The following is a 22,446-nucleotide window of genomic DNA, read 5'->3' as shown; positions in this document are numbered from 1 at the left end:
GGGTAATTACTTTCTCTGTAGGGGAGGAATTACTTGGGTTGATGGAGTTTTGTATAATTTTATACAAAACTGTAAACGCCGAAGCTTCTCGTCAGAGAGGGGTTGCTTTCGACAGGTGTGAAAATTCTGTAAGATTGGGGCGCAAATTTGTCGCCTCTGAGGTGTATTTGTGAAGGTTAACGAATTTTTTCCCCTATTTATTGAATCCTTATTTTATTGCGCTGCCCTCATAATGAATTGCTTACACCAGACAGGCCCGTCAGCGAACTGGCGGGCCTGTCGGCTACTTGGCCGTTGCGGGATCCGGCTTCAGCGGATCACCGGCCGGGGGCGGACTGGTGTCGACGGGCGGCGGTATCATGGCCGGATCGCCAGTCGCGGGCAGTGTAGATTGGGAGACTCCCGGCGTGGCCGGATCTGGAGTGGGGAGGGTGGAATCAGGTACGGGCGGTAGACCGGTTGCGCTGTCGGCCGGTACGGGGCCATTACCCAGGGCGGCGGCCTTGGCGGCTTCCTGCTGATTGAGCGCATTGCTGCTAGCCGGATTCAGCGGATCATTGGCATGATCGCCAGCGGCTACCGCACGCTCATGCTCGCGCTGGAGCTGGGCAGCGTGTTCGGCGGTGCCGGGTGCAGGTGGTGCAAGCTTTTCCTGTGTCGGGCCGGTGGGGGTCGGGACGACCGCCGCATCTTGCGCGGAGGCGGAGAGGGCCAGCAGGCCGCCCAACAGGACAGCCGCCGGAATACAGCTTCTGGCATATTTCATCATATCACCTCTTGAGGTTACTTGTTTTCGACATCGGCCTTGACGTCGGTCTGGGCATCGGCGCTGACGCTGGTATTGCCGGCAGAATTCACGGCACCGGTTGCGGTATCCTTCACCTGGCCCGTGTCAGTGCGGGCGTCCTGGCGGACATTATTGACCGTGGAACCGACCGCGCCCGTGACGGCGCCGGGATTGACCCCGGCACTGGCATTGCCGTCGGCGGCAGCCTGGCCGGTGACGCTGTCAGGGCTTGCCGAAAGGCTGCCGGTGGCGTTTGCAGCGCCATCCACGCGGGCGGCGCCCTTGGCCTCACTGACAGTATCATTCGTCTGGCGGTGAAGCGTGTCGGCATCCTGGCGCAGGTCGCCGGCCGCGCCATCGACGGTTTGCGTGGCGCCGCCGAGATCGGTCTGGGCGCCCAGTCCGGCGCTGCCCTGGGCCTGGCCGGTCAGGCCACCGACAGCGCCACCAACGCCGCCGCCAAGGTTGCCGCTGCCGCCCAGAATCTGGGCGCTGGCGGCCAGGGGCGCCAGGCTGAGACCGGCGGCCAGGGTTACGATCGTGGTGGTTTTGAGTACGGATTTCAGCATGGGTTCGCCTTTCCTGCGACTGATTTAAGTAGCGGCAGTGTCGGGCGGGGTTCAGGCGTCAATGCGGCAGGAAAGTAAGGGCGGAATGTCCTGTTTCGGGCGGATATATAAAAAGCGCTTATATTTTCGGCTATAATTACCGCAGGCACGAAAAAGCCCCGGTCGCAAAACCGGGGCTTAAGGTCGTTCGGGCCGGGGCCTTAATAGACGTCGTAAAAGACATCCAGTATCTCGCCTGACGACAGATCGACCAGAACGACATCGCGGCCGACGAAGAAGTAGGCGCAGTCATAGGGCGGGGTCGGCAGGCCGTATGACAGGTAGTCATAGATGCGGTAGTCGTAGAAATAGTCCGGCAGGTATTCGCCCGATGTCCAGCGGTGGCCATACCACTGGTTCGGCACGCGGTAATAGCCATAGCTCGGGGCGAAATAATAGCCGAAGCGGATGCCGGAATAGCCACTGAAGCGATGATCGCGGCGATAATCGAAATGGTGGTTGCGCCCGCCATTCCAGTCATGATCACGGTTGCGGTCCCAGTCATGGTCACGGCCGCCGCCATTCCAGTTACCGTTGTGGCTGCCATTGTGACCGCCATTCCAGTTGCCGCCGTTATTGCCGTTCCAGCTTCCGCCGCCATGGCTGCCGCCGTGGTCATTATCCCGACCGCCATGGTCGTTGTCACGGCCACCATTATGGTTGCCGGTCCAGCCGCCAGAGTTACCGCCGTTATGGTTCCCGCCATGATTGCCGGAATTTCCCGATTGGGCGCCGCCATTACCGCCTGACTGTCCGGGCCGATTGCCGCCATTCCAGTCATGATCGCGTCCGCCGCCGGACTGATCAGGGCGATTGCCACCCTGCCACTGACCGGAATTGCCGCCAGACGGGCGATCATTGCCGCGATAGCCGCCATTGTCATTATGACGCTGACGGTTCATGCCGCTGTTGAATACCGGACGGTCGTAGGATGGGCCGCTGCTGCGGGCGGGAGGGGCCGGACGGGCCGCGGGCGCAGGCCGGGCGGCCGGCGCGGGACGGGCCACGGGGGCGGGCGGATTGCTGGTGTTGTCGTTTCTGGACTGGCCACCGCCGCGGCTTCCGCCATTATCCCGATTACCGCCGCCGCGGTTAAAGCCGCTGTTGCTGTCACGATCGCGGTCGCGGGCTTCGGCGAAGCTGGGCGCCACGGCCACGCCGGTCATCAGCACAAGCGCCAGGCCGGAAACGGCCAGATTGGCCAACTTTCTGTTCATTTTCATCCTCACTTGTCTATGCAGATCATCCCCAAAACGACAGGATATGCGGATCTGAGACGCGCGGCGATAAAAATTATCGCGTTGATGCCTTTATGACAGAATGTCCCTGAACTGAAGCTGAACAAAACATGTCAGGGGTTAGACGGATTATGGCGAGACTCCGACGTTAAAAGACGGTTTATTCGGGTGCCTGATCTGATGGCGCAGGAGAGTCAATTGGTGTTTTTATTGTCGAATTAACGTTATTTCGATTTCAAAATACAGTAATTAATATGTAATTATGTATTTAATCTAAATATTTACTTATAGATTTATCGCATTTTAATGTTTATGTTTTAAATTGTTAACGTAAAAATTAATGTTAATTGCGTATTTACACAAAAAATTTAGCCTAAACGTCGCTGTTAACTTTAATTTTATTTGGGGGTGTTGAACTCAAGTCATCAACTGCAACGGAGACGCGCAAAAAGCGCGGCATCAATACGATGATCACCAACGAAGTCGAGTTCAAGTCCATCCCCCTGCCGACCGCCGAAATGGGCGGTGACGAACTGTTCCAGCTTGGCATGATGTATTCCACCGGCCAGGGCGGCGCGCCTGTCGATCTGATTTCGGCGCACATGATGTTCAACCTGGCGGCCATGCGTGGCTCGATGGAAGCCCAGGTCTACCGCAAGGAACTCTCACGCGAGATGGACCGCGAAGATATCGCCGAAGCCCAGAAGGCTGCCCGCCAGTGGCTTGACGCCGGCCGTATCGGTTACGCGGCATAATCTCGATCTCTGATCGGGATTATGGTTTCTTCTGCGTTGTTCGCCCAAGCGCTAAAGGGACTGACTGGCGGGCTTTAGAGCCTGACCTCTTCGACGGTTTCGCCGCGCTCAAGTTCCCACGCCGAAACCATATCCAATACATCCGTGAATGACTCATCCGGATGAGATGTGGTGCATAAATAGCGGCCTTCATCGCTTCCGTCACCCACGACAATCTCGTCGATAATATCTTCGATCCTGACGCAGCCGGGGCTGAATATGGCCAGTAGCGATACGCGGTCCTTCAGGCACTGTTCAACAAAGCCATCAAGCAGGGCTTCATCTGATACTGGAACGTGTAGAATGAGTTTGCGGGCGAGAGGCATGTCCTGACTTAAACCGCTGGACAATTGTTTGCCAGCGTCTTGTCGTCTGGAATTCCATGACGTCGTGACCTAATTGCCGAACGTCCGATACGTAAAGTAATTCAGTATGCCGCCGGGTATCAGGTTATTGACCCATTGTTCCATAAAGACACCGGCCTCGGCAATATTGGTGCGAGGCACATAGACGATATCGAAGCGGCGCAGCGCCACAAGCTGGCCCTTGCCCTTGAGCGGATCTTGCAGGTCGATGATGCGGCGCATGGCTTCGCCGGTACGACCGCGGCGGATGATCATCACCTGGTGCGTCTTGGCGCCATGCGTGAACCCGCCGGCGGCCATGGTGGCCTGGAGCGCGTCCATATCGCCCAGCATATCCACCCAGCCCGGATTTCTGACTTCTCCCCCTACCAGCACGCGCATCGGCGCGGTTTCGCCCGGATAGACCGTGACCTGCGGATCGCGCAGGATGCCGGCATAGGCGTGGGCGATTTCGGCCTGTAGCTGCGGGATGCTCTTGTAGGCGGCCATGACCTGACCGATCAGGCCAAGCGTGATGCGGCCATCGGGCCCCACCTGGGTCTGGCGGCTGAGTTCCGGCGCACCGGGGATGCTGACCTCCAGCTTGTCGCCCGGATAAAGCAGGTAAAACGGCTCATCGTCGGTCCAGCGCGCGAAGCCGATCAGCGGCGCTTCCGGCATTTTTTCAGACGCATGGGCGCTAAGCGCCAGCCAGCCGCCGCCCAAAGTACTGCCAAGCGCGAGGCCGAAACCGGCTGTCATTATGGAGCGGCGTGTGACCATGATAGTGGCGAATCCGTGCGGTACAGTATGGAATGTGCGGTCTATTGAATAAGGTGAAAAATGGTAAACCTTCGTTAACGTCCGGTCGGTTAATTTAGAAAATATCAAACATTTGCTCTGCGCGGTGTGCGGATAACTGTTTGAAAATTTTCTGAATTTTCGCAACGGAACAGAGACTCAATGCGCACCGAAGACGTGTGGGACGATGACGGCGACCGGGTCGTGCCTCTGCGCCGCCCGGCGGGCCAGCGTCAGCCAGATGCGGGCAGGGGGGCTGGCAGCCGCGTCATGCAGCTTGGCCTGGGGGATATCATTGCCCTGTTGTTCCGCGAACTATGGTTGATGATCATTGTCTTCGCCGTTATTTTCGGCGTCGGTTTGATGGCGGCCTTTTCCATGCCTTCCAGCTATACGGCTGGCGCCAGCCTGCTGATGCAGCTCGGCAAGAACTATGTCTATGAGCCGGTGGCCGGCGATGCGGCGCGTGGCGCCACGGCGACGATCGACCAGGTGGTGCAGTCCGAAGTCGAAATCCTCAGTTCCACCGAGCTGAAGCGCAATGTCATCGCCAAGCTGGGCTACAAGGTCATCCTGCCGTCATCGCCTGAACTGTGGAACCCGCGCACCGATGTCGCGCGCGCGGAAGCGGATGCGGCGGCACTCAAGGTGCTGCAGGTCGGGTTTGAAGCCTCGACCGCGCCGCAAAACAATGTCGTGCGCCTGACCTTCAAGCACGAGGACGCACAGTCGGCCTCTCTGATCCTCAATACCCTGATCGACGAATACCTGACTTATCGCCAGCAGGTCTATGCCGACCAGACCGGCCCCCTGCTGCAAAAGCAGAAGGACAGTTTCGATGCCCGCCTGGCCGAGGCCGACCGCACTTACCAGGCGTTCCTGGCGCAGAACGGCGTGGCCGACTACGACGCGGCCAAGGCGACCTATGCCAAGATCTACGACCAGGTGACGACAGACCTCTATGCTGCCCAGACGCAGTATGCCACCGACCAGGCCAAGCTGTCCGAGGTCAAGGCCAGCCTGGCGCGCCTGAACCCGGAAATGAGCATCGAGCGCGATCTCGACCTTTCGGTGCCGAGCAAGATTTTCGCCCTGCAGCAGCAGCGCCAGGACCTGCTGTCGCGTTATCTGCCGACGGCCCAGCCGGTGAAGGATATCGACGCGCAGATCGCCTCATTGCAGGCCATGATGAACAGTGGCAAGGGGATAGGCGAGGCGACGCACAAGCTGGGCGCCAATCCGCTCTATCAGAGCCTGATGGGGCAGAAATTCGACCTGGAGGCCGATATGGCGTCGATTTCCGGCCGGATGCGTCTGTTGCAGCAGCAGGCCGGGCAGGTGATGGGCAAGCTCCAGGGGCTGGCCGGGCTGGAGGCCGAGTACAATACGCTGGCCACCGAACGCAGCGCCCTGCGGGACAGCATCAAGACCTTCACCCAGCGCATCCAGGAAAACGAGGCGGCGCAGGAAATGAAGGCCGGCGACGATACGGTGCGCGTGGTTGAGAAGGCGTCGATGCCGAACCGTCCAAAGAGCCTGAAACGCGTCATCCTGATCCTCAGCTTCCTGTTCGCCGGCTTCACCGCCCTGTGCGCCGGCCTGCTGCGGGTCTATACGCGCAAGGGGTTCGCCAACGCGCAGATGGCCGCGAAGGCGCTGGATTTGCCGGTGCTGGCCCAGGCCAAAACGAAGGCGGCGTGATGAGTGGCATGAGTGGCGTCAATGGTTGATCTGACACGCGAAATGGCTGACCTGATGTCGGCGCTCGGCCGGCCGCAATCGGCCAGCGGGCGGGCGCTGATGTTTGTCTCGGCCTGTGGCGGTGAGGGCGTGTCAACCGTTGCCCGCGAATATGCCCGCTGCGAAGCCGCCTTCGCCAAAAGGCCGGTCTGGCTGGTGGATGCCGACCTCGCGCAGCAGGGCCAGATGCGGGCCCTGACGGAAGATCCCGAACGCTTCGGCCCGCCGGGGGCGCTCAGCCAGGCCACGCCGGACGGCTCGGTCTTTTTCACCGTGACGCCGCCGGGACGCGAGACAGATGCGCATTATCTGGTGGCGCGGCCGTTTCTTGGCCGCCGGCGGTGGGTGACGCGCTTCCGTCACAAAAACCTGGCCCCCGATCAGAAGGCCCGGATTTTAGACCGGAGTACCTATTGGAAAGCCTTGCGGCAGCACGCCCAGACGATCGTGGTCGATGCTCCCTCCGTGGCGCGGTCGGCCATCGCCCTGCAACTGGCACCGCTGATGGACGGTGTGATCATGGTGGTCAGCGAAGGCGAGGGCGATATCCAGGCGCGTATCGACCTGAAGAATGACATCGAGCAGGTTGGCGGCCGGGTTCTGGGCATGGTCTATAACAATGCCAGCCGGATAGTGGGCGGGGCTGTGAGGCGGCCGCTCGGGCGGTTGGCGGCCCTGTGAGACCGGACATCGGGGGCACAGTCTCCGATTTCTGGCCCGGTGTGAAGGCGGACTGGCGCGATGACTGGCTGTCTCTCGTCTTCGGCGCATTAGTCTTGTTTGTTTTTTCGCAGGCGTGGCTGTGTCCTTTGTTCGGCTATGGCGCGCAATCCGCGGCGGCGGGACTGATTGTCCGCAATTTTTACTATCCTTTTTACCTGATGAGCCTGGGCCTGGCTTTGATCTGCTGGCGGCAGATGTTCAGTGCCCTGTGGCGGACGCCGCTGATCCTTAGCCTGGTGACTCTGTGCGCCCTTTCGTATTTCTGGTCGATCGATCCGTCGGGCACGCTGCGGCGCTTTGTGGCCCTGTCGTTTACCGTCCTGGCCGGTTATGCGCTGGCCGCGCGTTTTTCCTGGGCGCGGCTGACCGAGGTGGTGGCGCTGGCCTTTACGGTCATGATGCTGGGCTCGGCCTTCCTGGCTATTTTCATCCCGAAAATGGGCGTGATGCACGAACTCTTCCCCGGCGCCTGGCGCGGCATGTGGCTGGAGAAGAACAATCTCGGCTCCTGCATGGCCATCGGCTTTGTGGCCGCCGCCGCCGCGGCCCTGCACAATCCCCGCCGGCAGGTTTTCTGGGGACTGATGGCGGCGGGCATGGTGTTGCTGACCGTGCTGTCGACCTCCAAGACCTCGCTGGTCTGCCTGGTGCTGGGCATGGGCGGGGTCGGCTTCATCTGGCTGGCGCGGCGCGGGCCGGTGCTGGGCATCCTGCTGACCTGGTTGGCGGTAACGGTCCTGCTGGCCCTGTCGGGGCTGGTGCTGTTCGCGCCGGAAAAGCTCTATCTGCTGCTTGGTAAGGACGCCACCCTGACTGGCCGGACCTTCATCTGGGACGGCATTGCGCGGGTGATGGAGGACCGGCCGAAACTGGGCTACGGCTATGGCGTGGTGTGGACGGACGAGGGCGATTATGCGCCGCTGGCCAAGATCACCGCTGTGGCCGGATTTCGCGCCTATCATGCCCATTCCTGCTGGTTCGAGACCTGGCTCGGCATGGGAATTGTGGGTTTAAGCCTCTGGGCAATGGTTTTCACTGAAACCTGGCTGAAAGGGCTTTATCGCATGTTACGGGGAGATGGCGGCTATTTCGCCCTGCCGCTGATCGGTATCTACAGCCTGTCTTCCTTGACTGAAAGCATTACCCTGAGCTGGAATGACCTGCGCTGGAGCCTGTTTGTCATGGTGCTGGTCAAGCTGTCCCTGCCGCGGGATGAGGATGCGAAGGATCTGGATATCAAACGATGGAGACGATCATGAACGAGGTCTATCTGCTGCATCATATTCGCCTGATCGAGGGCCATGAAGATGTCAAGCTGCTGGGTGTCTTCTCGTCGCGCGAACTGGCTGAACGGGCAAAGGAGCGTGCGCTGAACCTGCCGGGTTTCAAGGACAGCCCCGACGGTTTCAGCGTCGATAAATACATCATTGACCGGATGGGCTGGACGGCCGGTTATCGCACCGTTTAAGTGCGTGGCGACTTCAAGCTTTACAGGCGATAGCGGTAGCGTGTTATGACCAGGGATATCTGTGTAATCTGTGGATTCCCTTCTTTCCGGAGACGGGAACGGGCAAGAAGCTTTTTTGATCCACAGATTACACAGATGTTCGGGATAACCGCACGCTACCGCTATCGGTTGTGAAATATCGACATATAGAATAGCCTGGCTTCAACGGCACACGGAGGGTCTTATGTCGGTTGTGGGTATTGGTGGCGTATTCTTTCGGGCGAATGATCCGGAAGGCTTAATGGCCTGGTATGACAAGCATCTGGGCGTGGTGGTCGATTTTGCCACGCCCTGGGTGCCGCAACCGGGGCCGACCCTGTTCATGCCTTTCAGCCGCACAACCGATCATTTCCCGCTCGATAGGCAGTGGATGATCAATTTCCGGGTTGCGGAACTGGACAAACTGATCTCGGCCCTGCGCGACGCGGGCATAGAGGTCACGACAAACGCCGACTGGGACACGCCGGAAACCGGCAAATTTGCCCGCATCCATGACCCTGAAGGCAATCCAATCGAACTGTGGGAACCGCGGGCGGATTAGGCGGCCTTCGTCTTCTGCACAGTTTGCCCCGAAGCCAAGCGGGCGCCCTCGGCAAAGGTGACGATCTCGAACCCCATGTCGAACGCACGGACGATCAGACGTTCGAGCGTTTGCGGCGTACAGCCCCAGGCGGACGGATTTTCACGGACATCGTGGGTATAGAGTACCAGCCAGGCGGTTTCATCCTCGGCGCGGATCAGCCAGTCTATGGCGGTCTGCTCGCCGTCCGGGCCTTCTATGCCGACCGCCGGTGCCTGGTTAAGGTCCGTGCCGGGCGTGACAAAGCCATGATGCAGGGCGCGCGAGGCCAGGAACCGGTCATTGAGGACCGACTTGGCCTGCGGGGACACGTCGCCATAGGGGTAGGCGAATGTGGTCGCTGGCGGCAGGCCCATCTGGCGGAAGGCGCTAGCGCTGAGGTCGAGATCGAGGGCAATCTCCGCCGCCGAAGCGCGACCGCAATCGAGATGGCTGTGGGTATGGCAGGCGATTTCATGACCCGCGGCATGAAGCGCCTTGATTTCCGCTTCGGTGGTGTAGGTGCCGAGATGGCTGTCGCTGCCGGACAGGCCGGCAGAGATAAAAAAGGTGCCGCGCGCGCCGTATTTTTCCAGGACGGCCGCGCCGGCTTGGGCGGCGGAGGTCGGGGCATCATCGAAGCTGACCGTCAGCAGGGGGCGCGCCAGGTTTTCGAAACGCGCCGGACGGGTATAGACCAGACGGGCCAGCCGGCGGCGCAGCTTGCCGTAAAAGGAACTGTCGGCGGTATATATTTCGGTCATCAAACCACCTGTGCATAGAGGGCGGCGCGGTAAAGGCGCAGGGCGAAGGCGCGCGGCCTGACCGGCAGGAGCGGGGTCAGGCCGGCCATTTTAATCAGTGGGCGAAGGGCGCCGAGAGCAGGTATTTTCTTCAATATCTTCGCTGCCTTATAGCTGGGATATTGAGAAACGACGTGAGGGTGTTTCTTGATCACGCGGGCGAAATTGCCGACCGATTGTTCATATTTTCGCGCCAGGGCTTCGGGCGTGTCGAGGCCCATATGGGTGGCCGTATTGTCGATATGACCGACACCGTAAAGCGCCGCCACGCGCATTCCCCATTCGGTATCTTCCCAGCCCCAGCCGGTGAAGGCCGGATCGAAACCTTCGGCGGCAAAGACATCACGCCGCACCAGCAGGTTGGAGGTGAAGACGTATTTCTCCGGATGTTCGGCGCGCTCTGCGGCGCTCAGGCAATCGCTCTGGCCAGCCATGGCCTTGTGGATGGCGAAGGCTTTCGTATCGGGTGCCTGAAGTAGCGAAAAACCGCCGAAAATGACCGTGGACTGGCCGTCGGCCTCGGCCAGCCAGCGGTCGAGAAAGCCGGGATCATCCGGCAGCATGTCGGAATCGAGAAACAGGAAATAATCGCCACGCGCCGCTGTGGTCAGGCGATTGCGGCCGCGCGCCCGGCCTTCGTTCTGCGGCAAGGTGATCAGTTCGCAGGCCAGCGGGGACTGGCTGATAAAGGCGCTGACCTCGGCGGTGATTTCCGCCATACTGGAACCGTCATCGATCAGGATGATTTCCAGCGCTTCGGGCGTGCGGCTTTGCAGGGCGCGCAGCAGGGGCAGCGGTGATTCCCTGTAGAACGGGATCAGCACCGACAGGCGCGGCGTTACGGTGGTGAAGGCCGTGTTGCGGAAGGGCTGGCCCAGTCTTTCAACGATCATGCGAACACCTTTGCGCGCAGGCGGCCGATCACCTTGAGGGCCGGTTCGCGGATATCGTTGAGGTTCAGTACCCAGGCGAGGGCGCCATAAACGACCACGCCCGCAAGGCCCTTGAGGACCAGATCGATGATGGCCAGGCCGGTAGACGGCACCAGCGCCACGACCGCCATCATCATGGCGGCGCTGGCAAGGGTTTTGCCGAGATCGAGCATGGGCACGGGCAGGGCCAGTGTCTTCAGGCCCAGGCCCCAGGCGGCGATCAGGCCGAGGGCGAAACTGAGGCACGACGCCAGGGCGGCGCCCATCAGGCCCATCAGCGGGATCAGGGCCAGGTTCAACGCGATATTGCTGACGGCGGGAACGGTCATGGCGACCACCAGCAGACGGGTTTTGCGGGCCAGGGTAAAGGCCTGGAGGAAATAATAGGTGCCGAGGCCGGAGAACAGCGCGCCCAGGCTGATCAGTGGGGTCACGCTGAGGGCATCGGCGCGCAGACCCTCGCCGATCAGCAAGGTGCCAAGCGCGGGCGCCACCATGATCAGGCCGCCGACCGCCGGGAACAGGACAAAGGCCATGGTGCGGATCTGGTGGCGGGCGTTGGCCTTCAGTTCGGTTATGCCGCCGTGCTCCAGCGCATAGACCATGGCCGGACCACCGGCGGCGCCGAACCAGATGAACAGCACGTCGAGGATGCGCGAAGCCAGCGAAAAGCCGGCATGATAGGCGCCGGCTTCGGCTTCATTGAGGAAGTGCGCGATCAGGAAACGATCAACCGTGTAGAGTGCCAGTGTCAGGATCAGGCTGGCCGAAACAGGGAAACCATAATGGGCATAGGCGCGGGCCTTTTCCGCGCTGAACCGGCCTTTGAGCGCGCGGCCCCAGTCTTCGCGCGCCACGAAGGGCAGGCACAGAAGGGCGATCAGGCCGCTGCCGACCACCGGAGACGCGCCGCCCAGACCGGCTGTGGCGCATAGGACGCCGAGGCCAAAACCGCCGGCGGTCTGGATCATGTCAAGCATTGACGCGGCCCCGACGCGGCCTTCGGAGCGGCGCTGTTCCTGCACCAGCTTGATCAGCGAGCGGAAGACCACGCAGCCGAGACCTAAGCCCATTGCCATTTTCAATGATTGATCGGCATCACCTGAAGCTGGCCACAGCCACAGGCCAAGGGCGCAGGCAAGGGTGAAGACGATGGTGACGACGGCAAACAGGCGATAAACCGTGCCATAGAGTTCCGGCGCTTCCGGATCAGTGCGAGATTCGGCCGGATAGAAGCGCGCCATTGCGGCCTCGATCCAGGTGAAGCACAGGGTCTGGGCCAGGCTGGAAATGCCGAAGGTCAGGGCGTAGCGGCCGTAATCATCGGGCGACAGGATGCGCGTGAACACCATCAGGGTGGCAAACCCGATCAGGCCCTGCAGGATATTGGCGGGCAGATAGCCCCATAGACCCTTAGAGAACATGGGCGTTCTCCGGTGAAGGAAGCAAGAAACCCCACCACCCCCGCGATAAATCGCGGCGGTCCCCCTCCCCAACAAGTGGGGGAGGTATAGAAAACTTATACCTCCCCAACTTGTTGGGGAGGGGGACCGCACGAACCGCGAAGCGGTGAGATGTGGTGGTGGGGTTTCCTGCTTTCATATTTACCGAACCGCCTTCGCATCACCCAGGAGGCAGGGAATGGTCATGGCCATGATGTAGAGGTCGAACCAGATCGAATGGCGCTCGATATATTCGACATCGAGACCGATGCGGCGACGCACATCCTCGGCATTATCCAGCGGGCCGCGTGACCCCTTGATGGCTGCCCAGCCGGTGACGCCGGGCTTCATGCGGTGACGCCAGGCATATTCGGCCACCAGGCGCGCGCTTTCATCGGGGCCGGTCTTCATACCGATGGCGTGCGGACGCGGGCCGACCAGCGACATCTCGCCACGGATCACATTGAACAGTTGCGGCAGTTCGTCGATGCTGGTCTTGCGGATGAAGCGGCCGATCCGTGTGACGCGTGGATCGCCCTTTGTTACCTGCTGCGCGGCCGTATGGTCGGTCAGATGGGTATACATAGAGCGGAATTTCCACACCCGGATCGCCTCGTTATTGAAGCCATGGCGGCGCTGACGGAAAAAGACAGGGCCGGGGCTGTCGAGCTTGATCAGGAGTGCGACCACCAGCATCAGCGGTGAGAAGACGATCAGGGCCAGGGTGCCGATGACCAGGTCCTCGGCGCGCTTCACCATCGCCTTGCGGTCGTCTTCCGATATGCCGGAGACGCGGGCGAGCGGAATATCGGCCACGCGCGACCAGGCGGCCCTGGCGGCGCTGCCGCTGTCCATGTCGACAAACAGGGACACCTCGTTAGGCAGGCTGCGCAGCTTTTCGATGATGGTCTTTACGCGCGCCTTGGCCGAGGTATCGAGCGCCACGACGATCTGGTCGACATAGGGGGTGATCTTGTGGCCGAGCAGGGACTGGACATCGCCCAGTACCGGTACGCCCGCGATAGCCTGCGGTGTGCGTGCCAGACGGTCATCGAAAATGCCGAGGATATTAACGTGGCGCTGTTCAAGCGCAGCTTCGACCAGCTTTTCGGCGTGCTTGGTCGCGCCAACGATGACGATACTGGGGATCAGCTTGCCCTGGCGGCGCCAGCGATCGACCAGGCTCCACCACAGCAGGTGCTGAAGCATGAAATAGACGAGGGTGACGGTCATCCAGAAACGGACAGCGGCGGTGACGGCGTAGTCGTTTATCGAAAAGTCGGCCAGGAAATCCGCCAGAAGATAGCCGGCGCCAAAGACCATGGCCAGCTTGACCAGGTGGATCGAGACGCGGGCATTGCGGCCAAAACGGTACAGCCCGCTGAGATAAAGCGCCCAGTAGAGGCCGAGCGTGCTGGCGATAAAGGGCAGGATATTGCCGAGCGGGCTGGTGAAGAAGCCATGCGGCGCCACTGAGCGCGCGCAGATAACAGCGAAGAAGACCAGGGCCAGGAAATCGATGCCGCGGAACAGGCGGACGAACATGTCGCCGCTGCGCCGTTCGCGCGCCGAAACCAGCTTTTCCGGCCGGAATGGTCCCCGGCGATCTTTCGGATCGTCGGGAAATGCATCCAGACGGGTCGCGTCTTCGAGCGTTTGGCGGGGGAGGGCGGCGTTCATGACCTGATTTCGAGCTTGTTCTAGGCTTGGGACGACGTTACGGCATTTGGCTTAGGCGTCAGTTAACAGGCGGCGACTTTCCTGATTTTTTCTTGTTCCGGTGCGGGACGGACCGGTAACTGGCTGCAAGTTAGATGCCGGAGCCGCGGGGTTTTCGCGCCTGATATGGCCCGCGCGGGAAGGATTTGATGGCTGCCGCGCAAAGCTGTGTACCTTTTTTGTAAACGGCGTTGCCTTTTAAAAACGAATACGCTAACTCAGCCATAACGGAGACGTGGCCGAGAGGCTGAAGGCACTCGTTTGCTAAATGAGCGTACCCCCAAAAGGGTACCCAGGGTTCGAATCCCTGCGTCTCCGCCATTCCCCCTTACGTATCTTCCGTAATTGACCGAAACCCTTTTTTGTCCAAAGGGGTGTTCATTTTGGCGTTGACCGTTGACGGCTTCGGACATGCCGTAATGGGTGGTCTGCTGGGGGGCGCACATTATCTGCGCCTGAGCTTGTTCTGTCATGGTCGGTATCCATGCTGCTGAATAAGTTCGACCGACAGCTTCCAAACTGGTGGCCGAACGCGGCGGGTTAGCAGACCGCGCAGCAAGGTGGTAGAGCTTTCGGTCTCCCACCGCGCCCGGCCATAGAAAAGCGCATTCGACAGGGGGGATGTGCTGGACGCACTTGCTTGTTAGTGCGGCTGCTATTCCGCGACATTACCGTTTTGATGGTGACATCTGCAGAATTGCGCCGATTGCGCGAGCGTGCCAAGGTGTGTGCTGGACTGGGGAGTCGGGCGCTATGAAGAAATTGTGGTTGGTTGTCGTTGGCGCAATGCTGTTCGTTTGTTTGCCGGCTTATGCGGCAAAGCCTGGCGCCGAAAAACAACCTACAAAAGTCGAGGTTGTCGGTGAGGTCAAAATTGCAGAACCGCTGGGGAAGCCTGACCCCGTTGTTGTTCCTTGCCCCCCTGATAAAGACATTCGTACCTCCGATCTTTGCGCTCAATGGAAGGCTGCTGATGCTGCCAGTAGAGCTGCAAATGCAGCCGATGTGGCGAATGAAAAAATATTCCACGCCAATGTCGTTGCAGGATTGTCTGCAGTATTTTCGTCTTTGGCCATGGCTGGCGCCCTAGCTTCTGCTTGGTATGCCAGACGGACTCTGGCTTCGGATCGAGCATGGATGACGCGAACCGAACTCACCATTAGCAACAAAACAGGTTTTGAGGAGGGGCATTGGCCGTACATCATGGTCATGCACACCTGGAAGAACACCGGACGAAGCCCAGCTCTTGAGTGCTGTACATTTCGGGATGAAAAAATTTGCTTGCCCACTGATGAATTGCCAAAATTTCAGGCGGATTTTTCCAGAGAGCATCCAACCGCTGTGGGGTTTGACTGCAAAATTAACAGTCACGCATTTACGATCTCCAACTCTCTTTTGGAAGAGGTGATGACTGGCAAGAAGGTTATTTATGCTTATGGCTGCGTTAGATATAAGCACATTCATTCTAATAAGTTTGTTGAAACTGAAACTTGCTTGAAGGTCACTTTTGATAGGTCGCCAAATGGTGTTAGTTTTAGCATGATGGCTGAACCAGTTGGCGCCCAGCAAAACGCGCGTTAGCTGCATGAAATGCTTAAAATTGCTCTTTGCGATGCTCATCACCGATCTCCGATCGCGGTGAGATACAGGTCCAGGATCGTTTCCTCTTCCTCGCGGACCAGCTTGTCCTTTTTTCGTAAGCTCACGACCTTACGGAGGATTTTGACATCGAAACCTTCGCCTTTGGCTTCGTTATATACCTCTTTGATATCGCCCATGATTTGGGCCTTATCCTTTTCCAGTCTCTCAATTCGCTAGACGAGGGTGCGCAGGCGCGTCTGGGGGCGCTGGTGATGACATCATCGGGCGAAAAGTTTACCCTTTGGGCATGGTACACATAGTACATTTCCTTGGCACACAACCTTGTGCCACAAGGCATTTTGATCACAATAAAATCAATAACTTATGGAGGGTTTAGGTGGTACGCAGCGCCTCTCTGCGTCTCCGCCATTTCCCCTTTCATAAAAACGGATTAAATAGTGCTGGGACAGTCTGTAACTGTCTCGCAAGCTGAAGACTATTGCACCGGCTTAACAGTGGGGAATGAAAAGGTGTCCTGGCTGATGTCTGCGCTTGAACCAGTCCAGGGCGTGCTTCTGGCCCTGGCGCTTGGTCTCCTGATCGGTGTGGAGCGTGGCTGGTCGCGGCGAAACGATCCCGATGGCAGCCGGGTGGCCGGAATCCGGACCTTCGCTCTGCTGGGCCTTGTGGGTGGACTGGCGGGTGAGGTTCTGCAACGGATTTCGCCCGTACTGGCGGCAATCCTTCTGGGCGCGGCGGGTGCCGCTCTGCTGATCGGCTATCTCCGCCGCTCACGGTCGGGCGATGATGTGAGCGCGACCTCGACTGTTGTCGGCATAATCACCCTGGGCGTGGGCCTGGCGGCCGCCACCGGTGGTGGCGTTCTGGCCGGCGTCGTCGCGGCGGTAACCACGCTCGTTCTGTCGTCGCGTCGCCAACTCCACGCCTGGGTCAATACCCTCACCGAGGCGGAGATGCAGGCGATCGCCCGCTTCGCGCTGATTGCCCTGGCCATCCTGCCCATCTTGCCCGATCAGGCCATGGGGCCGTTTAACGCCTGGAACCCCCGTCAGATATGGATGATCGTCGTCGTCGTTTCGGGCTTTTCCTTCGCGGGCTATGTGGTGGCCCGGCGGCTGGGCGCCTCCAGGGGGCTGGTTGTTTTGGCTGCGGCCGGCGCGATGGTGTCTTCGACCGCGGTCACGGCCGCCCTGGCCAACCGGCTGCGTAAGCAGGAAGGGCCGCCGGATGTCCTGATCGCCGGCATCGTTACGGCGTCCGCGGTCATGTTTTTGCGAGTCCTCATCCTGACGGCCGCTCTGGCGCCGTTTGCCGTTACCGGGCTGGCCCTGCTGGTGGGGCCGGCGACCGCTCTCTGCATCGCCTGGGCGCTCTGGCTTCTGTGGCGGTCGCGCGGTGATAAGGCAGAGGCGTCCGAGGCCTTACCCTTGCGCAATCCGTTTGATCTCGGGCCGGCGCTTCTGCTGGCCGGGCTGGTGCTCGTGCTCTCCGGCCTGGCGCGCTGGCTGCTCAATGCCTTTGGCGAAACGGCCCTGGCCACCGCCCTGGCCCTGTCGGGCATGTTCGATGTTGATTCAGCGATCATCACCATGAGCGTGCTGCCGCCGGACAGCCTCGACGGGCGGATGGCCGGCATGATCCTGGCCGGGCCGGTCATGCTCAACACCATTGTCAAGGCGGTCATCGCCATTGCCATGGGCGGCCGGTCCGGCTGGCGCGCCGGTGTGCCGCTGCTGCTGAGCGTCGCAACCGGCGGCGTGGCCTTGCCCTTACTGATCTGGAATCTGATCTGAAGGCGCTCAGACCTCGATATTTCGCGTCGGGAATATGTCGCGCAGCCGTTCGGTGAGTTCAGGCAGAGGGAGGCCCACATAGTCCTTGGTGAGTTCAATCACGACGGAGTCCTGGACGGATGGGGTCAGGTGCGGCCGTAAATCGCCCAGCCATGTCGATGGTGCCACAATTACCAGACCGTCGAATCGGTCCTGTGCCCTGGCGCGGTTGAGCCGCTCGGCGACATGTGCAGCCAGGTCGGCCTTGAGCTTGCGGCGAAGATCGACATGGGGTTCGCTCATATGCCGTAGGTTGCCGCTGCTTTCAAAAACGGTGCCCCTGGCGTCGGTTCCGGTATCATAGGCTTCGATGCGTTCGGCTTCGAGATGAAAATCGTCGAGCGGCTGGAGCGCCCAGGTCAGGGTCTCTTCGGGCTGATGCGTGATGCCCCTGATGATCTCGCTGGCCGGCACGCGCAAATAGCCCTGCGCCTCACTGCCGTCGGCGACGATCACCCAGACGGTGGACGGATGATAGGGAAGGGGGGCGGCGTGGGACACGGCGGTTCTCCTGACTGAACGATTTGACCGAAGGATTTTCAGGATAATCCGGCCCACGGCATGGCGGCTTTGATCGCCGTCAAACGCGGGGGATGCCTGTCAGGGGCGCACGGAATCGCCGGAATGCAGGGTGTCGCCGGGAAAGATGACGATCCGGTCGCCGGCCTTCAGTCCCGATTGCACCGAGCGGTAATGGTCGCCGCCGCTGCTGATCTCAACCGGCGTCAGCAAGGCCTTGCCGTCGATAAGTCTGAAGACCGCCCACCGGTCTCCGCTGCGCACGAGGCTGTCGACTGGCACGCGCAGGGCGTTATCCTGCTTCGATATGATCACGCGCAGGTCGACGCGGAAGCCGTGGCCCAGCGGCGGCGCCTGTTCCGGATGGCTCAGCCTAGCAATGACATTGACCCTCTGTTCCTCGACCCCAAGCGCTGAGACCTTGGTATGGGCATAGGGCTCAATACGGCTGATGCGCGCGGTGATGGGGGTTGCGCCGCCCCATCCCTCGACAAGGGCCTCGTCGCCCGGTTTCATCAGAACGGCGTCCTGTGAGAGGAATTCGGCGACGATTTCTATCTGGGCGGGGTCGCCAATCGTCAGCAGTGGCGCGCCGGCGGGCACCACGGTTTCGCTTTGCTGAAAGAGTTGCAGCACGCGGCCGGCCACAGGGCTTTTGACCGTGGTGGTAACGCCCGTGCCACCTTCCGGGGTGCCGGCGGCGACCTGGGCCTGTTTCAGTGCCGCCTGTCGGGACAGTCGCATGGCCAGGGCGGCATCGACCGTGGCATTGGCGGTGTCGAGGGCGGCCTGGCTGGCATATCCCCGGTCGAACAGGATACGGACGCGATCACGGTTGTGGCGCGCCAGGGCCAGGTCGGCATCCGCCGAACGCAGAGCCGCCGCCGCCACCAGTATGCCGGCTTCGGACTGGGCGGATATGCGCGCATCCAGCAGGGCGGGTGATGCAGGACCAAGGATGGCGACGGTCTGGCCGCGCGTCACTGGATCGCCGGCTTCAACGGCAATACGCTGCAACTGGCCGGCGACCGGCGCCGCCACCGCAAATACGTCATGGATGCGCGTGCGGCCTTCATCGACGATATCCTGCTGAACAAGGCCGCGATCGACAATGACGGTTTCCACCGCCTTGGGGCGCGGCCATATCATCCATATCAGGGCGGCTGCCAGGACCAGTCCCGCACCCGCCCAGAGAAAGGGCCCCGGTTTCATGTTCAGTTTCATTGTCAGTCCCTCGCTTTCAGGACGCCCACCATATCCAGCCGATCGACGGCGCTGCGCACGACCAGCGCCGCAACCAGCACGCAGGCCAGTGTGAAGCTGATGGCGAAGGCATAGCCCGCCGGATCGAAGACATAGGGAAAGGCGAAATTTTCCGTGCTGAACAGATGCGTCATCCAGATCGCCATGCCAGTGCCGAACAGCACGGCGAAAGGCAGGCTCAACAGCGCCAACACCATTATTTCGCCGATGAGCACGTAGGAGACCTCCAGCCGGCTGAAGCCGAGAACGCGCAGGGTCGCCAGGTCGCGTTCCTGTTCCGCCAGGGTGACGCGCGCCGCTGAAAACGCCACACCGCCGGCCATGATCGCGGCGAAGCTCGAATAGATGGCCGTCATCAGGCCCATATGCTCGTTGAAATTCGTGCGCATCGAGCGTTCGGCCAGGGAAACGAAGCTGGCCCCCATCAGGGCCGGTGTCTGCTTCAGGCGCGCGGTGAAGGCGGCATAGGCCGCCGGATCGATGCGCAGATAAGCGCCGCTGATACGGCCGGGCTCGCGCATCAGGCGGGACAGGGCGTTAAGCTCCATATAGGCGGAAGAGCCGATCATCGGATCGATAATGCCCGCCACGCGGACAGTGGCGCGGATGCGCCGGCCGCGAAGCTGCTCGATGGTGATGTCATCGCCGGCGCGCGCTTCCAGTTTGCGGGCGAGGGGGCGCGAAAGCCAGATGCCTTCGGCGGGGGGCGGAATGACAGACAGATCCCGGCCGATCAGCCGGTTGAGCGTTGCGCCCTCGGCCAGGCCGAACAGGGCTTCCTCGACGCGCCTCTGATCCTTGCTTAAGGCGACGCCATCGATGCGGAAGGGCTCGGTCGTAATGACGCCGGGCAGACGTTCTATGTCATGCAGAACCCCGGCTTCCTGCGGCTCGCTCAGGGTGAGCGTGACATCCTGACGGTTGGCGAGACCAAAATGGACGTCGAGCATATAGGTCATTTCGGCGGGAAAGGACTGGGTGACGATCAGGATCGAGATGGCCAGACCTATGCCCAGGGCGGTGGTGGCGGCCCGGCGTGGGAAGCGGACGATCCGGCGCAGAATGATCCGGCTTTTGGCATCAAGGCCATCGGCAAAGCCGTGGAACAGTCCGCCGCCCTGGGCATAGTTGGCGGGTTGTGGCGGCGCCAGGGCTTCGGCGGGGGGCAGGCGCGCGGCCCTGGCGACGGCGTTCCAGGCGCCGAGGCCAGCGGCGGCGAAACTGGCGGCGGCTGCCAGGATCAGGGTCGGCAAGGAGGCGGAAAACTCAAGGTTCGGAAAATGATAGTACTGGCGATACATGCCGGCGATGAACCGGCCATAGGCCGTGCCTGCCGCAATTCCGGCTATCAGGCCCAGTGTGCCGAAAATGAGCGCGCTTTCGGCATAGTGCCAGGCGATGGCCAGGTCGCTGTAGCCGAAAGCCTTGAGCAGGCCGATATTGGCCCTTTCCGTGGCAATCACCCGCCCCATCGAGATATTGACCAGGAAGGCCGCCACGATCAGGAAAAAGGTCGGGATAAAGCTCGCCAATATGCCGAGCTGGCTCAGTTCCTCGCTGAGAAAGCGGTCGGACATCATGCGGTCGCGGCCTGTCGCGCCGGCTGAACCATAAGCGCGCAGGGCGTCGTCCAGCGCCTGCGTGGCCGCGCGGACATCGGCCCCGGCCGCCAGCCGGATGACGGCATCATTGAAGGCGCCGCGCATGTCGTAGGCTTCCCCAAGAGCATCGCGGCCCATCCAGATGACGGCGAAGCGTTCCGGCTGCGGGAACATCTCGCCGGGCGCCGTGACGAAGACGAACTCCGGCGAATTGGCGATGCCTGTGATGACCAGGCGCTGGCGGTGGCCGTGCAATATGGCGTCGAGCGAACTGCCGGGCTTCAATTTAAGTGCGGTGGCGAAGGCTTCGTTGACCAGCGCCTCTTCGGGGTGCGCCGGGTCGGGCCAGCGGCCGGCGGTCAGGACCAGGTCGTTGACGCGCGGGTGGCCTCGCCGCGGCAGGGAGATCAGGCGGGCCGACACGGGTTCGGCGATCTGCGGCAGGTCGAGCAGGGCATAGCCGGAAATGCGCGTCTCGACGGCGGCCACGCCGGGGGCATTTTCCATCACCGGCGTCAGCCGGTCGGGCGCACGGACCAGGGAAACGGCCAGGTCCGCCATGTGTTTTTCGGCGTAGTACTGGAGCCTCGTCTTTTCGAGGGACGCCCTCATGCCGACCGCCATGATCAGGACGGCAAGCCCGCAGCCGAGAACAAGCACGATTCCGGCAGCGTGCATCCGCATCCGCCAGATGTCGCGCAGCAGTTTGGCATCGAGCGGGCGCATTACCAGACCAACTCGGAGGGTTTGGCCGGCGTGGCGTTTGTTTCGATCTCACGCACGCGGCCGTCGGCGAAGCGCACAACCCTCGCCCCCATGCGGGCAATATCGGCATTGTGCGTAATGATCAGGGTCGTCGATTTGTAAAGCCGGTTGATCTCGCTCAGGGCTTCCAGCACCTGGGCGCCGGTTTGCAGGTCGAGCGCGCCGGTCGGTTCGTCACACAGCAGGATCGCCGGACGCTTGGCGATGGCCCGCGCCACGGCGACGCGCTGCTGCTCGCCGCCGGACAACTGCGCCGGAAAATGATCCATCCGTCCGGTGAGGCCGACCAGGGCCAGGGCGTCGGCCGCGGACAGGGGATTGTCAGCGATCTCACGCACCAGGTCGACATTTTCGTGGGCTGTCAGGCTGGGAATGAGGTTGTAGAACTGGAAAATGAAACCGACATGCTTGCGGCGATAGGCCGTCAGGTCGCGGTCGCTCATCGCGGTCAAAAGCGCGTCCCGAAACCGTACCTCGCCGCTGGTGGCGTGATCCAGTCCGCCCAGAATATTGAGCAGGGTCGACTTGCCGGAGCCGGATGGCCCGACCAGCATCAGAAGTTCGCCGTCCTGAATATCGAAACTGACATCGCTGAGGGCGTGAACCGCTGTTGGGCCCTTGCCGTATTGCTTGTTGACGCCACGCAGCGAGAAAGAGGCAGTCATGGGCCGCTCCGGTGACCGAAGAGTCACGCCTACAGGATTTATAGTCAGGGCGATTTGCGCCGGATCAAACGACCGGCAAAATATACGGCGTGGAAGCTGATAAATTCAGGTGTTACAAACTTAACACGTCCTGGCAAAACTTCGCGCAGCTCTATGACATCGATGACAAAAATATTTGACACAATCCGACTTTGTTGCCAGA

The 22,446-nt window shown here is 60.9% G+C and carries 21 protein-coding genes, 1 tRNA gene and 1 pseudogene; 9 read left to right on the top strand and 14 right to left on the bottom strand.

Annotated features, from left to right (window positions below):
- Positions 1 to 283: 283 nt before the first annotated feature.
- The 3 genes from ACTHND_RS02805 to ACTHND_RS02795 all read right to left on the bottom strand — a co-directional run bounded on the left by ACTHND_RS02805 (position 284) and on the right by ACTHND_RS02795 (position 2,612).
- Positions 284 to 769, bottom strand: a complete 486-nt coding sequence (locus tag ACTHND_RS02805; protein ID WP_440175772.1) for a hypothetical protein — start codon at positions 767 to 769, stop codon at positions 284 to 286.
- 14 nt (positions 770 to 783) lie between these two features.
- Positions 784 to 1,356, bottom strand: a complete 573-nt coding sequence (locus ACTHND_RS02800) for a hypothetical protein (protein ID WP_440175770.1) — start codon at positions 1,354 to 1,356, stop codon at positions 784 to 786.
- 200 nt (positions 1,357 to 1,556) lie between these two features.
- Positions 1,557 to 2,612 (bottom strand): RcnB family protein, encoded by a 1,056-nt coding sequence (locus ACTHND_RS02795; RefSeq protein WP_440175769.1) that lies wholly within the window; start codon positions 2,610 to 2,612, stop codon positions 1,557 to 1,559.
- A gap of 488 nt (positions 2,613 to 3,100) precedes the next feature.
- Here ACTHND_RS02795 and ACTHND_RS02790 point away from each other — a divergent pair, with 488 nt between their 5' ends.
- Positions 3,101 to 3,388: a hypothetical protein gene (locus ACTHND_RS02790; RefSeq protein ID WP_090648325.1), complete on the top strand. Its 288-nt coding sequence runs from the start codon at positions 3,101 to 3,103 to the stop codon at positions 3,386 to 3,388.
- A gap of 74 nt (positions 3,389 to 3,462) precedes the next feature.
- On the opposite strand, the gene ACTHND_RS02785 is transcribed toward ACTHND_RS02790, so the two are convergent.
- Positions 3,463 to 3,753, bottom strand: a complete 291-nt coding sequence (locus ACTHND_RS02785) for a hypothetical protein (RefSeq protein ID WP_440175768.1) — start codon at positions 3,751 to 3,753, stop codon at positions 3,463 to 3,465.
- A 69-nt stretch (positions 3,754 to 3,822) separates the two neighbouring features.
- Positions 3,823 to 4,554, bottom strand: a complete 732-nt coding sequence (locus tag ACTHND_RS02780) for a polysaccharide biosynthesis/export family protein (protein ID WP_440175767.1) — start codon at positions 4,552 to 4,554, stop codon at positions 3,823 to 3,825.
- A gap of 180 nt (positions 4,555 to 4,734) precedes the next feature.
- On the opposite strand from ACTHND_RS02780, the gene ACTHND_RS02775 reads away from it, so the two are divergent.
- The 5 genes from ACTHND_RS02775 to ACTHND_RS02755 all read left to right on the top strand — a co-directional run bounded on the left by ACTHND_RS02775 (position 4,735) and on the right by ACTHND_RS02755 (position 9,083).
- Positions 4,735 to 6,273: a GumC family protein gene (locus ACTHND_RS02775; RefSeq protein WP_440175766.1), complete on the top strand. Its 1,539-nt coding sequence runs from the start codon at positions 4,735 to 4,737 to the stop codon at positions 6,271 to 6,273.
- Between the two features lie 21 nt (positions 6,274 to 6,294).
- The gene (locus tag ACTHND_RS02770; RefSeq protein WP_440175765.1) at positions 6,295 to 6,993 is read left to right on the top strand and encodes a transcriptional regulator; all 699 of its coding nucleotides are present in this window, start codon (positions 6,295 to 6,297) and stop codon (positions 6,991 to 6,993) included.
- Positions 6,990 to 8,294 carry an O-antigen ligase family protein gene (locus ACTHND_RS02765; RefSeq protein WP_440175764.1) on the top strand — a complete coding sequence of 435 codons (1,305 nt, stop codon included), beginning with the start codon at positions 6,990 to 6,992 and terminating at the stop codon, positions 8,292 to 8,294. Before ACTHND_RS02770 ends, ACTHND_RS02765 begins: the two co-directional genes overlap by 4 nt.
- On the top strand, positions 8,291 to 8,503 hold the full coding sequence (locus tag ACTHND_RS02760; RefSeq protein WP_440175763.1) for a DUF7336 domain-containing protein: 213 nt from the start codon (positions 8,291 to 8,293) through the stop codon (positions 8,501 to 8,503). Before ACTHND_RS02765 ends, ACTHND_RS02760 begins: the two co-directional genes overlap by 4 nt.
- Positions 8,504 to 8,726: 223 nt before the next feature.
- Entirely contained in the window at positions 8,727 to 9,083 is a 357-nt protein-coding gene (locus tag ACTHND_RS02755) for a VOC family protein (RefSeq protein ID WP_440175762.1), read from the top strand.
- On the opposite strand, the gene ACTHND_RS02750 is transcribed toward ACTHND_RS02755, so the two are convergent.
- The 4 genes from ACTHND_RS02750 to ACTHND_RS02735 form a co-directional block, all read right to left on the bottom strand.
- Positions 9,080 to 9,865 carry a polysaccharide deacetylase family protein gene (locus tag ACTHND_RS02750; protein ID WP_440175761.1) on the bottom strand — a complete coding sequence of 262 codons (786 nt, stop codon included), beginning with the start codon at positions 9,863 to 9,865 and terminating at the stop codon, positions 9,080 to 9,082. The genes ACTHND_RS02755 and ACTHND_RS02750 overlap by 4 nt on opposite strands.
- A complete protein-coding gene (locus tag ACTHND_RS02745; protein ID WP_440175760.1) occupies positions 9,865 to 10,797 on the bottom strand; it encodes a glycosyltransferase family 2 protein in 933 nt (310 codons plus the stop codon). Before ACTHND_RS02745 ends, ACTHND_RS02750 begins: the two co-directional genes overlap by 1 nt.
- Entirely contained in the window at positions 10,794 to 12,260 is a 1,467-nt protein-coding gene (locus ACTHND_RS02740; protein ID WP_440175759.1) for a lipopolysaccharide biosynthesis protein, read from the bottom strand. The genes ACTHND_RS02745 and ACTHND_RS02740 overlap by 4 nt, the downstream gene beginning before the upstream one ends.
- A gap of 180 nt (positions 12,261 to 12,440) precedes the next feature.
- Entirely contained in the window at positions 12,441 to 13,958 is a 1,518-nt protein-coding gene (locus tag ACTHND_RS02735) for an undecaprenyl-phosphate glucose phosphotransferase (protein WP_440175758.1), read from the bottom strand.
- 268 nt (positions 13,959 to 14,226) lie between these two features.
- Between ACTHND_RS02735 and ACTHND_RS02730 the strand changes: the two genes are divergently transcribed.
- Together ACTHND_RS02730 and ACTHND_RS02725 are read left to right on the top strand one after the other, a co-directional pair.
- A tRNA-Ser gene (locus ACTHND_RS02730) sits at positions 14,227 to 14,318 on the top strand.
- Between the two features lie 432 nt (positions 14,319 to 14,750).
- A complete protein-coding gene (locus ACTHND_RS02725) occupies positions 14,751 to 15,578 on the top strand; it encodes a hypothetical protein (protein ID WP_440175756.1) in 828 nt (275 codons plus the stop codon).
- 38 nt (positions 15,579 to 15,616) lie between these two features.
- Here ACTHND_RS02725 and ACTHND_RS02720 read toward each other — a convergent pair.
- Positions 15,617 to 15,829 (bottom strand): annotated as a pseudogene (locus tag ACTHND_RS02720) (DUF2312 domain-containing protein).
- Positions 15,830 to 16,120: 291 nt separating this feature from the next.
- Here ACTHND_RS02720 and ACTHND_RS02715 point away from each other — a divergent pair.
- A complete protein-coding gene (locus tag ACTHND_RS02715; protein WP_440175755.1) occupies positions 16,121 to 17,392 on the top strand; it encodes an MgtC/SapB family protein in 1,272 nt (423 codons plus the stop codon).
- 6 nt (positions 17,393 to 17,398) lie between these two features.
- Here ACTHND_RS02715 and ACTHND_RS02710 read toward each other — a convergent pair whose 3' ends face one another.
- The 4 genes from ACTHND_RS02710 to ACTHND_RS02695 form a co-directional block, all read right to left on the bottom strand.
- Positions 17,399 to 17,932 carry a host attachment protein gene (locus ACTHND_RS02710; RefSeq protein WP_440175753.1) on the bottom strand — a complete coding sequence of 178 codons (534 nt, stop codon included), beginning with the start codon at positions 17,930 to 17,932 and terminating at the stop codon, positions 17,399 to 17,401.
- 99 nt (positions 17,933 to 18,031) lie between these two features.
- Positions 18,032 to 19,174: an efflux RND transporter periplasmic adaptor subunit gene (locus ACTHND_RS02705; protein WP_440175752.1), complete on the bottom strand. Its 1,143-nt coding sequence runs from the start codon at positions 19,172 to 19,174 to the stop codon at positions 18,032 to 18,034.
- 2 nt (positions 19,175 to 19,176) lie between these two features.
- Positions 19,177 to 21,540: an ABC transporter permease gene (locus ACTHND_RS02700; RefSeq protein ID WP_440175751.1), complete on the bottom strand. Its 2,364-nt coding sequence runs from the start codon at positions 21,538 to 21,540 to the stop codon at positions 19,177 to 19,179.
- Positions 21,540 to 22,244 (bottom strand): ABC transporter ATP-binding protein, encoded by a 705-nt coding sequence (locus ACTHND_RS02695; RefSeq protein WP_440175750.1) that lies wholly within the window; start codon positions 22,242 to 22,244, stop codon positions 21,540 to 21,542. The genes ACTHND_RS02700 and ACTHND_RS02695 overlap by 1 nt, the downstream gene beginning before the upstream one ends.
- Between the last annotated feature and the right edge of the window lie 202 nt (positions 22,245 to 22,446).

It is taken from the genome of Asticcacaulis sp., from assembly GCF_051954415.1.
In the GTDB taxonomy this organism is placed as follows: domain Bacteria; phylum Pseudomonadota; class Alphaproteobacteria; order Caulobacterales; family Caulobacteraceae; genus Asticcacaulis.
This window is presented reverse-complemented; position numbering and strand designations above follow the sequence as displayed.

Excerpts from the sequence above, each read along its gene's own strand:
- ACTHND_RS02790 (WP_090648325.1), top strand. The coding sequence starts at position 3,101 with ATGATCACCAACGAAGTCGAGTTCAAGTCCATCCCCCTGCCGACCGCC.
- ACTHND_RS02735 (WP_440175758.1), bottom strand. The coding sequence starts at position 13,958 with ATGAACGCCGCCCTCCCCCGCCAAACGCTCGAAGACGCGACCCGTCTG.
- ACTHND_RS02725 (WP_440175756.1), top strand. The coding sequence starts at position 14,751 with ATGAAGAAATTGTGGTTGGTTGTCGTTGGCGCAATGCTGTTCGTTTGT.
- ACTHND_RS02795 (WP_440175769.1), bottom strand. The coding sequence starts at position 2,612 with ATGAACAGAAAGTTGGCCAATCTGGCCGTTTCCGGCCTGGCGCTTGTG.
- ACTHND_RS02805 (WP_440175772.1), bottom strand. The coding sequence starts at position 769 with ATGATGAAATATGCCAGAAGCTGTATTCCGGCGGCTGTCCTGTTGGGC.
- ACTHND_RS02775 (WP_440175766.1), top strand. The coding sequence starts at position 4,735 with ATGCGCACCGAAGACGTGTGGGACGATGACGGCGACCGGGTCGTGCCT.
- ACTHND_RS02705 (WP_440175752.1), bottom strand. The coding sequence starts at position 19,174 with ATGAAACTGAACATGAAACCGGGGCCCTTTCTCTGGGCGGGTGCGGGA.
- ACTHND_RS02715 (WP_440175755.1), top strand. The coding sequence starts at position 16,121 with ATGTCTGCGCTTGAACCAGTCCAGGGCGTGCTTCTGGCCCTGGCGCTT.
- ACTHND_RS02695 (WP_440175750.1), bottom strand. The coding sequence starts at position 22,244 with ATGACTGCCTCTTTCTCGCTGCGTGGCGTCAACAAGCAATACGGCAAG.
- ACTHND_RS02750 (WP_440175761.1), bottom strand. The coding sequence starts at position 9,865 with ATGACCGAAATATATACCGCCGACAGTTCCTTTTACGGCAAGCTGCGC.
- ACTHND_RS02785 (WP_440175768.1), bottom strand. The coding sequence starts at position 3,753 with ATGCCTCTCGCCCGCAAACTCATTCTACACGTTCCAGTATCAGATGAA.
- ACTHND_RS02755 (WP_440175762.1), top strand. The coding sequence starts at position 8,727 with ATGTCGGTTGTGGGTATTGGTGGCGTATTCTTTCGGGCGAATGATCCG.
- ACTHND_RS02700 (WP_440175751.1), bottom strand. The coding sequence starts at position 21,540 with ATGCGCCCGCTCGATGCCAAACTGCTGCGCGACATCTGGCGGATGCGG.
- ACTHND_RS02740 (WP_440175759.1), bottom strand. The coding sequence starts at position 12,260 with ATGTTCTCTAAGGGTCTATGGGGCTATCTGCCCGCCAATATCCTGCAG.
- ACTHND_RS02760 (WP_440175763.1), top strand. The coding sequence starts at position 8,291 with ATGAACGAGGTCTATCTGCTGCATCATATTCGCCTGATCGAGGGCCAT.
- ACTHND_RS02770 (WP_440175765.1), top strand. The coding sequence starts at position 6,295 with ATGGTTGATCTGACACGCGAAATGGCTGACCTGATGTCGGCGCTCGGC.
- ACTHND_RS02780 (WP_440175767.1), bottom strand. The coding sequence starts at position 4,554 with ATGGTCACACGCCGCTCCATAATGACAGCCGGTTTCGGCCTCGCGCTT.
- ACTHND_RS02800 (WP_440175770.1), bottom strand. The coding sequence starts at position 1,356 with ATGCTGAAATCCGTACTCAAAACCACCACGATCGTAACCCTGGCCGCC.
- ACTHND_RS02745 (WP_440175760.1), bottom strand. The coding sequence starts at position 10,797 with ATGATCGTTGAAAGACTGGGCCAGCCCTTCCGCAACACGGCCTTCACC.